General features: G+C 53.8%; 11 protein-coding genes and 1 tRNA gene. 8 read left to right on the plus strand and 4 right to left on the minus strand.

All coding sequences use genetic code 11. From position 1 onward, the window contains the following. The first annotated feature begins 390 nt into the window (after positions 1-390). Positions 391-744, plus strand: a complete 354-nt coding sequence (locus JRF57_07755) for a hypothetical protein (GenBank protein ID MBW2303591.1) — start codon at positions 391-393, stop codon at positions 742-744. A 111-nt stretch (positions 745-855) separates the two neighbouring features. Here JRF57_07755 and JRF57_07760 read toward each other — a convergent pair whose 3' ends face one another. Continuing rightward, positions 856-2,178 carry an HD domain-containing protein gene (locus tag JRF57_07760; GenBank protein MBW2303592.1) on the minus strand — a complete coding sequence of 441 codons (1,323 nt, stop codon included), beginning with the start codon at positions 2,176-2,178 and terminating at the stop codon, positions 856-858. 579 nt (positions 2,179-2,757) lie between these two features. Between JRF57_07760 and gltX the strand changes: the two genes are divergently transcribed. From gltX to JRF57_07775, 3 genes are all read left to right on the plus strand, one after another. After that, positions 2,758-4,179 (plus strand): glutamate--tRNA ligase, encoded by a 1,422-nt coding sequence (gene gltX, locus JRF57_07765; GenBank protein ID MBW2303593.1) that lies wholly within the window; start codon positions 2,758-2,760, stop codon positions 4,177-4,179. A gap of 320 nt (positions 4,180-4,499) precedes the next feature. Continuing rightward, entirely contained in the window at positions 4,500-5,378 is an 879-nt protein-coding gene (locus tag JRF57_07770) for a hypothetical protein (GenBank protein MBW2303594.1), read from the plus strand. 43 nt (positions 5,379-5,421) lie between these two features. Next, entirely contained in the window at positions 5,422-6,678 is a 1,257-nt protein-coding gene (locus tag JRF57_07775) for an HAD-IB family phosphatase (protein ID MBW2303595.1), read from the plus strand. A gap of 35 nt (positions 6,679-6,713) precedes the next feature. Here the strand turns inward: JRF57_07775 and lpdA are convergent, their stop codons facing one another. Next, positions 6,714-8,141: a dihydrolipoyl dehydrogenase gene (lpdA, locus tag JRF57_07780; GenBank protein MBW2303596.1), complete on the minus strand. Its 1,428-nt coding sequence runs from the start codon at positions 8,139-8,141 to the stop codon at positions 6,714-6,716. 216 nt (positions 8,142-8,357) lie between these two features. Between lpdA and JRF57_07785 the strand changes: the two genes are divergently transcribed. The 4 genes from JRF57_07785 to bamE all read left to right on the plus strand — a co-directional run bounded on the left by JRF57_07785 (position 8,358) and on the right by bamE (position 11,305). Beyond that, positions 8,358-8,801, plus strand: a complete 444-nt coding sequence (locus JRF57_07785; GenBank protein ID MBW2303597.1) for an Lrp/AsnC family transcriptional regulator — start codon at positions 8,358-8,360, stop codon at positions 8,799-8,801. Positions 8,802-9,093: 292 nt separating this feature from the next. After that, positions 9,094-9,178: transfer RNA gene (locus tag JRF57_07790), tRNA-Leu, on the plus strand. A gap of 155 nt (positions 9,179-9,333) precedes the next feature. Further along, positions 9,334-10,446, plus strand: a complete 1,113-nt coding sequence (locus tag JRF57_07795) for a mechanosensitive ion channel family protein (GenBank protein ID MBW2303598.1) — start codon at positions 9,334-9,336, stop codon at positions 10,444-10,446. A gap of 448 nt (positions 10,447-10,894) precedes the next feature. Further along, positions 10,895-11,305 carry an outer membrane protein assembly factor BamE gene (gene bamE / locus JRF57_07800; protein ID MBW2303599.1) on the plus strand — a complete coding sequence of 137 codons (411 nt, stop codon included), beginning with the start codon at positions 10,895-10,897 and terminating at the stop codon, positions 11,303-11,305. A gap of 161 nt (positions 11,306-11,466) precedes the next feature. On the opposite strand, the gene JRF57_07805 is transcribed toward bamE, so the two are convergent. Both JRF57_07805 and JRF57_07810 read right to left on the minus strand, forming a co-directional pair. Then, the gene (locus JRF57_07805) at positions 11,467-11,607 is read right to left on the minus strand and encodes a hypothetical protein (GenBank protein ID MBW2303600.1); all 141 of its coding nucleotides are present in this window, start codon (positions 11,605-11,607) and stop codon (positions 11,467-11,469) included. A 69-nt stretch (positions 11,608-11,676) separates the two neighbouring features. Then, the gene (locus JRF57_07810; protein ID MBW2303601.1) at positions 11,677-12,477 is read right to left on the minus strand and encodes an RNA methyltransferase; all 801 of its coding nucleotides are present in this window, start codon (positions 12,475-12,477) and stop codon (positions 11,677-11,679) included. Positions 12,478-12,781: the final 304 nt, after the last annotated feature.

The following is a 12,781-nucleotide window of genomic DNA, read 5'->3' on the forward strand; positions in this document are numbered from 1 at the left end:
CTGCCTGCCCCTTGGAATGGCAGATAGGTCCGGCACAGGCAGGCGCAGAGATTGGGGAAAAGGGCCATTTATGGATGGGCACGAAATAGGGAGATCCCGCTTCCCCCCCATGTAAAACAAGGCATACTCATCCTGCCTTCCGAAATTTCCCCTGACCTCCCGGGCACCAAGTTTGATTTTCAATGAAGCTCACCCCTGCACGCAGCAGGGAATCTTGAGCTGAATGGCTATTAGGGTTCACCATGTCATTCTTGCAGCGAGCTACAGGGCTACAGGGTATCCTGGCGAAGGCGAATGAAACGCGGTGCCGGATTAACCAGAAAAGCCTTGACATGACCTTCACTTGTGCATTTACTCATCCTAATCATATTACGAAGGGAGGTCAAATCTTTGCTTCGTCCTACCTGGCAAATCGCTTTTTTGACGGGATTGTTTTTCTTGGGGTACCCGAGTTTTTCGAGCCTTGCCCAACCGTTCGGTGTGGGGAGTACGCGCCCCCCGGAGATAAAACAGCACCTTTCCCTGGGCTGTCCGGGTGGACGGTTTGTCTTCGGACAGATTTCCGATTCCAGCAAGGACCAGTACATGCTGGATACCGCTACCGGCCGGCTGTGGCGCATAGCAGAGAGTGGGGAAGTAGGTATCTTCCTGCGTCCTGTTCCCTACCGCACGGAGTCGGGCCGGTATTCTCCCCTTCCGGACGAACCGCCGCCTAGGGAAAAAAAGAAACCGGGTAAAAACTGAAGCGATACAGAGAAAGGTTCGCATTCAGTGCAAAACGATTGATCCCGGGACTTACTCCCGAGGGGAGCCCGGGACAGAACCGCCCCCGAAAAGACCCCTTGCTTTCCCCGGCTAGGCCCTCAACTCTTCTTCCAGCAGCGTGATGAGCCTCCGACGCGTGTTCAATTGGGGGGCCTCGGTTACCCGCTCCAACAAGTGATTCAATATCCTTCCCACCTCAGGACCGGGGGAAAGATTCAGGATCTCCATCACTTCATGGCCGTCAATGGCCAGGTCCCGGATGCCTATCGCCATGGATCTCCCTTTCACCTCCTCGACTCTCCTCTCCAATTCCGAAAGCTCGTGAAGGGGAATATCTTCCCTGCCGTGGGCCAGGAGATCAGCACGGCGAAACGCAATGAGGCGGTCCAGATTCTCAGGTCCGACACGGCGGACAAAACGTCTGACCGCGCTGTCTCCCCATCCGGAATGGTAACCGACCACATGGTTCCTGATGAGGTGGGTTACCTCCTGTATCATGTTCCGGCTGAACTTGAGCCGATCCATGATTTGGGCGGCCAGGATCGCGCTTTCATCTTCGTGACCGTGAAACCGGAAAACCCCTTCCACCTTTTTCCGAACACGGGGTTTCCCAATATCATGAAAAAGGGCCACCAGCCGGAGGACGGGCTCGGCTTCGACCCGATCCAGGGTCTCCATGATATGTCTGTAGATGGTGAAACGATGGTATTTGGGGTTTTGGCGTTTCCCATACCCTTCCAGGAGTTCGGGCAGGATGTAGTCCATGAGCCCTGTCCTCCTGAGCATCGAAAATGCCTTTGAAGGAGCGGGGACAAGAAGGATCTTCATCAATTCGTCCCGCATTCTCTCCTTTGCCGCACCGGCCACCAAATCCGCCATATCTCTGATGACCTCTTGAGTGACCGGTTCAATCCGAAATCGGGTCTCGGCGGCGATCCGCACGGCCCGCAGAAGCCTGATGGGGTCTTCGAGAAACCGTTCCCTGGGCTCTTCCACTGCCCTGACCAGTCCTCTCTTGATATCGGCCTTCCCTCCAAAAGGATCAATGATACACTCCCCCATTGGATCATAGGCCATGGCGTTGATCGTAAAATCCCTGAAACGCAGGTCTTCCTCGATGCTCCGCCCGCGCCCCTCAGCCCCTTTGAACGGCGTTATCTCCAGGTGTTTTTCTCCCATGACAAGGGTTACGGTATCGTGCTTGAGAGAAAACCTGGGGGTATCCCGGAATACCGCATGGATCCGGGCCGGATCCGCTGAGGTGGCCACATCCCAGTCAGATACGCTCTCCCGCCCCATCATCATGTCCCGTACGGCCCCACCCACGACAAAGGCCTTGAATCCGGAACGATCCAGTCGTTCAATCGCTTCTCTCACGAATAGAGGTATTGCCTCTCTATAGATTGGGTTCATCCCCATCCCTTCCGGTCGCCTTGAATCTTTTCCTTGCTTCCATGAGTCCCATGATTTCACCGAGCCCGACATATATAAACTACTATCGGCTGAAGCCGATAGCTTTAGGGGCCAAGTAAAAATCATCTTTCCTTGAATCCCGATTTCTCACTCGAACCCAGGGCCCCTTGGATCCTTGAACCCTATTATAAAACGATCTAATAAAGTCTTCTTCTGAAGGCGCAGGTTTCTCCCCTTCCCAGATTGGGACATTAAAACATTTTGGATATTCGACATGCCCCTGACTTGACGAACACTATCCTGCGACTTTTGAACAGTAACACAAACGCCCCCGTCAATCCAGTCCGGGCCAGAGTATGCCCTCCCCAATGTCCTCCTTCATGGGATCTCTTCCTGCAAGGAGATAAACTTCGCAGCACTGAAACCGCTCGGGAATGCAAGCATTCCCTAAGGGGAGGGTTCAGAGGCGAGTGGATGGTGCTTGTCAGCTTCCCGGCCCTGTGTTACAGTCCCTGCGTCCGGTATCCGCGGATTCCGCGAACCGAAATCCTGACTGAGCCATTGGAGGCTGAAGAGTTCATGACAACCCAGAAAATCGTCACACGTTTTCCTCCCAGCCCTACGGGGTACCTGCATATCGGTGGGGCCCGCACCGCTCTTTTCAACTGGCTTTTCGCCCGCCAGAAGGGAGGCAAATTCATCCTTCGCATCGAGGACACGGACAGGGAACGATCCACACCGGAGGCCACCAACGCCATCCTGGAATCCTTGCGATGGCTTGGGCTTGACTGGGACGAAGGGCCATATTTCCAGTCCGAGAGGTACCCGATCTACCAAGAATTCATCGAGCGCCTCCTCTCGGCGGGGAAGGCCTACCACTGTCATTGCAGCCCCGAGGACTTGGAAAAACGGCGCAAGGAGGCCCTGGCAAAGGGGTTGAAACCCAAATACGACGGCAGGTGCCGCGACCTCGGACTGGGCCCGACCCCTGGATCGGTCGTTCGGCTGAAGGCGCCCCAGACAGGGAAGACCGTGTTTCATGACCTGGTTAAGGGTCCTCTTAGCTTTAACAACGAGGAACTGGACGACCTGATCCTCAGGCGTTCAAATGGAATGCCGACTTACCACCTTGCCGTCGTGGTCGACGACATCACCATGGGAATGACCCATATCATCCGGGGAGACGATCATGTCAACAACACACCCCGTCAGATCCACATCTACCAGGCCCTGGGCGAACCCCTTCCCCACTACGCCCACGTTCCCATGATCCTCGGGCCGGACAGGACCAGGCTGAGCAAACGACACGGAGCCACCTCCGTACTGGCATACAGGGACATGGGATACCTGCCCCATGCCCTCCTCAACGCCCTGGTAAGGCTCGGCTGGTCTTACGGAGATCAGGAAAAATTCACCATCGAAGAACTCATTGAAAAATTTTCCCTGGAAAATGTGGGTAAGTCCGCCGGGATCTTCAACGCTGAAAAACTGCTTGATCTCAATGCCCGCTACATCAGGGAATCGGATACAGCAGCCCTGGCGGAGGCTGTCCTCCCTTTCCTGGAGAAACGCGGGTTTAAAGGCCTGGACAAGAATGAGGTGGCACGAGCCGTCGAGACCTTGAAGCTGCGAAGCCGTACCCTTGATGAGATGGCGGAATCAGCCCTTTTCTATTTTCAAGACCAAGTGAGCTACGAGGAAAAGGGGGACCGGAAGTTCCTCAAGCCCGGCATCCTGGATCTCCTGGAGGAAATCAAGGGGACCCTCGCAGGGACGGAGGATTTCAGCGAGAAAGGACTGGAAAGGGTCTTCCTGGACTTCCTGGAGAAAAAACAGATCAAGCTGGGAAAGATCGCGCAACCCATCCGTGTGGCCCTTACAGGCAGGACGGCCAGTCCCGGATTGTTCGAAGTCATGGCGGTTCTTGGAAGGGAAAAGGTCCTGGACCGCCTCGAACGTGCCATTTCCCACATCCGGGCCAAGGCGGGAAAATCCCTATGACCACTCCATCCAGGGCGGTACGAGCCAATGAGAGGAAACCTAAAAGACAGGTTTCCTCTCGCCCTTCCTTTTAAAGATTTTTCTATTTTTTCATTCTTTTCCTTTACATTTCATCAATTTTCTCTTTATTCTATGTCCAATCCGCAAATATTATTGAATGTGAGGGAAATTCCAAAAAACGGGACCTCCAGTCGCATCCAAGGCTGAAGGTCCCGGCATGTGGGCGAACGATCCGGTGGATGTCCAGGCACGAAACGGGGCCCACGGACTGGATCCCGTCCTTTTCAAAAAATACCGACTCGAAATTCCACCCTGATGCCATGTTTTCCATAAAGACCGAAAGCCTTGAACTGAAACTCGAAGTGGTGCCGGTAAATTCTCTCTTGATCCACGAAGAGGTCCTGCCCAACCTGGCACACAAGTTGCTTCTCGAATTCAAGAACTGGAACAACTTGCAGAACCCGATCATTGTGGACGAAAACCACATCGTTCTGGACGGAAATCATCGGGCCTATGCCTTCAAAAAATTAAGGTTCACCTACATTCCGGTTTGCAAGATAGACTATTTCCACGAAAAAGCTGAACTACGGTACTGGTTCAGGGTCCTGGATGGAGTAAAGAATATCGCCGTTGTCGAAAGGGTTGCAAAAGAACTTGGAGGTATTGTGCAGGAGGTGGGAGACAAAGAACGATTGAACGAGATCCTCGACCTGAATCCCTTGTCTTGCGGAATCCAGAAAAGGGACTATTGCGCCTCCCTCACCTTTCCCCGGGACACCGTCAAGGATGCGGTCGACGCTTACGGGGCCCTGGAAAAGATACAAAAACGCTTGACAGCCCTGGGTATCGAGGTAAGATTCGTGCCTTGCCAGCACATCACGGAAGGGGATTTTTCCAACACCCTCAAAGATGACGAGGTCGTGCTATGGACCCCCAGGATGACCAAGAAAATGGTCGTGGATGCCGCGAAAAGGGGTCGGGTGTTTGCACCCAAATCTACGCGGCATTGCATTCCTGCCCGCCCCTTGAACGTGAATGTGCCCACCACCTGGTTCAAGGAAGAAGTGACCTTGGATGAAATGAATGATCGCTTCCGGAGGTTCCTTGAGGGGAAACGACTCAAGCGGTTCGGTCCCGGTCAGGTGATCGAGGGAAGATATTACGAAGAAGAAGTATTCGTTTTCTACGACAAGGCCTGATTTTTCGAGGATCGATACCCAGGAAAAATCATGGGTGAAAACAATGGGTGAAACGAACAAGATCTTGAGTCTGTCAGCGGTGGGTCTCGACTCACCCGGCCTGGTCTCCAAGATCACGAGAACCATATACGAATTGGCAGGCAATATCATCGACGTGGAAGAGAACTGTCGTAGGGGGCTGTTTTCCATCTTTCTCGTGATCGATTTTTCATCCTCCGAAAAATCCATGGACGACATCGAAAAGGCCCTGGGAGACCTTGAAAAGGAAACGGGACTGAAGGTAACTTTCGGAGTTTTTGAAAGCGACGAAATTTACTACCCCGGGGAGCGGGAACACCATATCGTCACCCTTCTCGGCACGGATAAACCCGGGATCATTATGCAGGTGTCCACCTTCTTCCACAAATGGAACATCAACATCGAGAATTGCAAGATGATCGCCAGGGGAGAATTCTTCTCCATGGAGATGGTAATCGACACCAGTCATATTCGTGTGGAGGAAGGACGATCGAGGGAGGAGGCCCTGGATCGGATGAAGGCAGAGCTTAAGGAGCTTTGTGGATTACTGGGGCAGAGCGTAGTCATCCAGAGTGAAGACATTTACAGGAAAGCCAAAAAGCTTGTCGTGTTCGATGTGGAATCAACCCTGATCCGACACGATTCCCTCACGCAGTTCTTCGAGAAAATCGCCGGAAAAGTGAAGGCCGCCAATGGAGAATCGATCCATGGCGAGGAGGGAGAGAACGGTCTTGAGCGCCCTGAAGACTATGCCAGGCATTTGAAAGGCATCCCGATCAAGGACCTTGAAAGCTTCGGAGAGGTGCTCCAACTGAATCCCGGCTCCCTTGAGCTGATCCGAATCCTCAAGTCTATGGGCTTCAAGATCGCCCTTATCTCCTCGGGGTTCAGTTTTTTCATCAAGAGAATCTTCGAAGAGGCCGGAGTGGACTATGCCTTCTCGAACATGCTCGAGGTCGACCGGGAAGGCATCATCACTGGAAAATTGGAGGAGCCGGCCATCACGCCGGCCAGCAAGGAAGAAATTCTCGAATTCATCATGGGGATGGAAAAGGTGGGGCCCGATCAGGTCATCGGGGTGGGGGACGGATCAACACAGTCTCATTTCATCCGGAACACCGGTCTTTCCATCGCCTTCAAACCCGAAAACACCACTATCGCCACCGACGGCATCCTGGGTGGGGACAAGATCCTGAGCATGCTCTATTGTCTTGGCATCCCGAAGCAGGAAATCGAGAAGCACTTGAAGAACGCTCCTCCCCTTTCTCCACAACAATCCTGACTCCCCCGAAACCCTGGGAGGAAAAACCGTTCCTTTTAGCCGTGTAGGGATTGATCCAACGCCTTTAAGGCCGTCTCCATCATGATTTCCGGCAGGGTCGGGTGGGCATGGATTGTGTCGGCAAGTTCCCGGACCGTGCACTCATTTTGGACGGCCAGGGTCCCTTCCGCGATCAGGTCGCTGGCATGAGGCCCAACTATGTGAACGCCCAGGATCTTTCCGCTTTTCCTCTCGGAGACTATTCTGGTCTCACCGGCGATTTCCCCGATCACGTGGGCCTTTCCAAGGTTCCTGAAAAGCACCCTGTCCACCCGAATATCCAGGCCCTCCGAGAGCGCCCCGGCTTCCGTAAGGCCCACGTCGGCCACTTCCGGAGAGGTGAAGACCGCGCCAGGAACGGCCCTGTAATTCATGAACAGGTCGTCTCCCATGGCGTTTTGGGCGGCGACGAGGCCTTCCTTGGAAGCCACGTGGGCCAGCATGGGTCTGGAGGGACCGAGAATATCCCCAATGGCATAGATTCCCGGCACAGAGGTCTCCATCTTTTCATTTACGCGGACCCACCCCTTTGCGTCCGTCTCCACCCCGGCACGTTCCAGTCCAACGGCTTCCGTGTTGGGTTTGCGTCCCACGCATACCAGGACCTTTTCCACATCACGCGTCAGGATCTTCTTGTCCTTCTCTTTCAAGTCATCGCAAAAAGGAGAGGGGCCGATGGTCACGCGACAACCGTCCTCCCCCATCTCGATCGACGCTGCGGTCCGGTTCACCATGAACTCGATCTTCGATTTCTTCATCTCCCGCTCGAGGACCTTCGAGCAGCCCTCCTCCACCGACGGAAGGGGCAGAAGCCTTGAGAGACCTTCTACAAGGGTGACCCTGGTCCCAAGGGCGGAGAAGATGAATGCGAATTCACACCCGATGACTCCGCCCCCCAGGATCATGAGAGATCGTGGAATCTCCTTAAGCAAAAAGGCATCGTTGCTTGAAAGGACCCGCTCCCCGTCGAAAGGAAAGTCAGGGAGATCCGCCGGCCGGGAACCCATGGCAAGGATCAACCGATCCCAGGGGACATCAATGGATTCTCCCTCAGGGGACCTGAATTCCACAACTCCGCCTTCCTTTAGGAATCCCTCGCCCTGGAGGTAGCGGACCCTGCTGTGGTCCAGCAAGGTGCGAATACCCCTTGCTTGATCCCGGACCACGCGGTCTTTCCGGGCCATAAGAGTTTCCAGGTCCGGCCGAACATCCCCCTCCACCCGGATGCCAAACTCCGCCGCCCGCCTGAACCGGAGCAACATCTCGGCCGTGGTCTTCAAGACCTTTGAAGGAATGCACCCCCAATTAAGGCATGTGCCTCCAACATTTTCCCGCTCGATGAGGGTGACATCCCCTCCCAACTGGGCCGCCCGAATGGCCGCCACATACCCACCCGGTCCCGCTCCTATTACAACGATTTTCATAGTTTCCACCTTCTGACTTTAAAATTAACGATCCCTTTCCTCCAGAGACCAACATGTTATGCATTAACACCTAAAAGTAGAACTTTTCAAGACCTATAACCCAAAAATCTGCGATTATTGTTAAAATAAGTCAGACATATTGACAGAACCTTCAATATTTATTAAACTTGAGGAAGTTTGTCATCGAGAGCCCTGGACTTTTGGAGGCATGTTCCTGTGAAAATTGATGAAATCAATATCGCCATCATCCGTCACCTCAAGGACGGACGCAAGTCTTTTCATGATATCGCCACCGCCCTATCGGTTTCGGAAAATACGGTCCGGGCTAGGGCCAACAAACTGATGGAAGAGGGCTTGCTGGATGTATCGGGTCTCGTAGATCCTGAACTGCTTCCCGGGCACATGGTCGCCCTGATAGGGGTTAAGCTGGGATGTATGGATCTCGTTAAGAAGGGCAAAGAGTTCAGCGAACTGAAAGGTGTCGTATCCGTAGCGGTAGTAACTGGCCGCTTCGATCTTATTCTCCAAATCCTGCTAAACAACGAGTTTGGACTCCTTGAGTTTTATACCGAGGAGGTATCCCGAATTAAAGATGTCCAATCCGTTGAAACCTTTGTAGTATACAAGGCTTACAACATGAAAGTGCCCTATATCCTGTAATCCTTGTGTGAAACGAAAGCCTTTTTCCGCCCACCAGATGGCCTTGCCCTCTGCAACATGGATGCGTACCAGCCGTGCTCTCTCCGAGGTTTCGATATCCTCATCACCTTCCATGATTCAAAGACATTGACAGGGAGGGGAAAATCTTTCATGATCTAGGCCATTCCGATCCGGGGCAATAATGGGATCAGGGTGATCATTAACAGGCTGTTGAAGGAGAGGCGGAGGATAGGATTCCAGCGGGTTTGGAGTTGATGAACCGGACGAAAAATAGTGGACAAATCCATTCCGTGCGAGAGTGGCGGAACTGGTAGACGCGCTGGACTTAGGATCCAGTCTCTTCGGAGGTAGGGGTTCGAGTCCCCTCTCTCGCACCACCGGCATAAATACCCAAAGAGGCCTTTTCTGAAACCCTCTCTCTAAAGGCCTTTCACGCCCCTTTGTCGAAACGAGCCAAGGTCGAAAAGGTCCGGGATTCACTAGCGATTTCACTCATCCGGGCTGTGCTTCCTGGAGAGAAAACGAGAGAGCCATGATCGATTTTGAAATCGCCGGTAACAGCCTCTGGCATATCATCTCACTCTTTGCAATCCTTTTGGCCGGATTTTTGGGTGGAAAAATCGCCAGGCTGGTTCTTCTGAAGACCTCGGGACAATTCGAAAAAAAGCAGAAGCCGATCCTATCCATCGTGATGAGTTCTCTTGCCAAAGGGGTGGTATTCCTTTCCGTAGTGATCGCGTTTTCCATCGGCCAGGGAATCCTGAGTTTAGGACCGGGGGCCGCCGAACTTTTTAAAACTCTTACAGCGATACTCGTCAGCGTGGCCGTGGGATACCTCCTTTACTGGCTGGTGGAAGTCCCCAACACCTGGCTCACGAACATCTCGGCCAAAACCGAGAGCCGCCTGGACGACATGATCGTCCCCATCGTACGAAAAAGCCTCCGATTCACCATCGTAATACTGGTCCTGGTTCAGATCGCCCAACTCCTCAGCGACAAACCCATAACCTCCATAATCGCAGGCCTCGGCATCGGCGGTCTGGCCGTCGCCCTGGCCGCCCAGGACACCATCAAAAACATCTTCGGCTCCATCATCCTCTTTGCAGACAAACCCTTTCAACTCGGGGATCGGATCGTAGTGGACGGCCACGACGGACCCGTGGAGGAAGTCGGCCTGCGGTCGACCCGCATACGCACGCTGGACGGCCACCTGGTCACCGTCCCCAACGGAGAACTTGCCAACAAGACCATCCGAAACATCGGGAAACGCCCTTACATCCGGCGAATCGCCAACATCACCATCACTTACGACACCCCTCCCGAAAAGGTGGACCGGGCCTTGGAGATCCTCCGGGAAATCCTGGACAATCACGAGGGCATGCACCCTGATTACCCTCCCCGGGTCTATTTCAGCGACTTCAACGCCGAATCCCTCAACCTTATGGTGATTTACTGGTACCACCCCCCCAATTACTGGGATTACATGGCCTTCTCCGAACGATTCAACAGGGAAGTTCTCCGCCGGTTCAATGAAGAGGGAATCGAATTCGCTTTCCCCACCCAAACTCTATACCTGGCAGGCGACCCATCGAGACCCCTCACCCTGAGGCTTCGACGATTGGATCAGCAACCCGACGATCCCTGATGACCCCCTTGCCCATTCGATCCAGGGGACGCGACCTTGATTCCTCTCTCCTGCCGTCCCCCATTCATCACTTTCCCTATTCAAGATTTTCCTCTTTGCTGCCGATATAGGGTCGTAATCTGGGAGAGAACGGGTATGTTGCGGATTATCAAAGAAACCTGGTGGTCCCTGGTCATTATCCTTTTAGGTGCTTATCTCTTCTGGCTCACCTGATCCGGAAACCGAGAGTTTTCCCATTCAAAACCAGGCCACCCTTTTCCTTTCAGGATATCCTTTTCCGGAAAGCCTTGCCTCCCATATTATCTTCTGCTAGTGTATTGTTCTACATACGTTGCAATGCCCTGAAAAAATCCGCGGACCCGGTTGAGCCGATCTTTTTCGATTGGATGGATCGATGTTTCCCCCTGGGTCCGACATGTTCCCAACTCGGGGCACACCCTTACGGATCATGACACCCATAAAGCTTCCCAAAAGGTTTGCACTTTACAGAATCACCCTTCTGCTGATTCTGTCTCTTTCCCTTCTGATTCCTGTCCATTCCCGGGCCGAAGACGGAGAGATCATCCAACTTAGACGAAAGGTATCTGAACTCGAAAAAAGAATCAGGGATCTCGAGACCCGCCTCCAGGAATGCGAAAAGTATGGGATCTCCGAAAACATTTCTGAAAACGGTTGGCGCAACAAAAAGAACTGGCGGCGCCTCCAGGTGGGGATGAAGAGGGGCCAGGTAGAGGCCCTTCTTGGAAAGCCGGTTAAGGTCATCAAGGGAGTCCGGACCCTCTGGTACTACCCAAACATCTTTTGCGGTTACGTATCCTTCGATGAGAAGGGGAAGGTTACCGGTTGGAGTGAGCCGTAAAAACTGACTCGGTGATCTCGGGATCTGAGACCGCCGGCCGTCAATCTTCGATCAGGTGGAACAGGAAAGAATAAGGATTATACCAGTGATGATTTGAGACAGAAATTTCTCCCCATACATCAGGAAGTCAAAAACAGACTCTCTCTTTCCTTTTCTCTTTCTCAAGAGGGACTTTCGGCCGCAAGTTCGGCCAGGATTTCCCGGTTCCGCTGGATTCGCTTCATGTCCGCTTTTCGATTGGCCTTGTTCGGCCTTTTCTTGCCTTTCCGGATGGCCCGGACTTTCTTTGTCTTGGAAGCCATATCTCTAATTACCTCCCTAATGCCCGTCCAAAAATAAGACGGCTTTTTTATCCTCAACCTGCAAAATTGTCAAGACGTATTTTTCACGAAAGTCTCCACGGTTCGTTCCCACCCATCCTTACCGAACCTCCAAAGAAAAAGCGCGATTCCCGTCGCCATAGCGGCGTTCAGGGATTCAACCCCCGGCACCATAGGGATCCCCACGGTCTCCAGATGATCCATTCCCCCGGGGAGCCCCGGGCCCTCAAGACCCGGAAGGAGGCCAAATACGGGAGGGAAGCAGAAAGAGCGGATGTCCTTGCCGGAAGGGGAAAGGGCCACGACGGGGTTTTCCGGCTCCATCAACGCTTTTATTGAAGGACCTTTTACCAAGGGAACCCGGAAAAGGCAACTCCCGGCGGCCCTGAGGCACTTGGGATGAAAGGGGTGGGCCGACTCCTCCAGCAGGACCACTCGTGGGACCCCGAACGCCGCCCCCGCCCGGATCACGGCCCCCACGTTCGCCGGGTCCTGGAAAGGAACGAAAAGGGTGCATCCCCGGGGCCAATGACCCGGATCCCATTTGTCGAGACGGGGTGCCCGGAGGAGCAGAACAGGCCCTCCTGTCCCGAAGATATCCACCTCCCTGAAAAGCGCCGGACTCAGGCGATAAAGGGGGAGGCCCGCCGGTACGGCCAACCCCGAAATCTTCCGCCCTTCCTTCAAGACCAGTGCTTCGCAAAGGTCGGGAAAGTCCCGGAGGATTTCTCCGACCTGCCGGGCCCCATAAAGGAGTGTGTATCCCGATTTTTTAACCCCTCTGGGACCGGACACTTTGACAAGCATCTTGAAAAATGAATTGTTCCGGCTGGCGATCTTCACTCCTTCCATGGACATTCATCCCTGGACGGCCGAACTCTTGTCCCCCGGCGCCCCGGGAAAGGTCCAAGCCCAACCTTTTCGGGCGGGCCACTCAGGAACCCGGTCAGCGATCTAAGATCATCGGCTGAAAGGGTCCGGGGGCGAAAAGTCCCGGCGATGGATGGAACCCCGTATCCCGCCATCCATAGCTTAGCCCCCTTAGCGGGAGGACGATGCACCAAATTTTTCTCTGTTCCGTTGCTTCAACCTCTTCTGCCTTCGCCTGCGGCGGCGTTCTATCTCTCGCCTGCGCTCGATCTTCTTGTGTCTTGCC

Source organism: Deltaproteobacteria bacterium (genome assembly GCA_019310525.1).
Taxonomy (GTDB): domain Bacteria; phylum Desulfobacterota; class DSM-4660; order Desulfatiglandales; family HGW-15; genus JAFDEE01.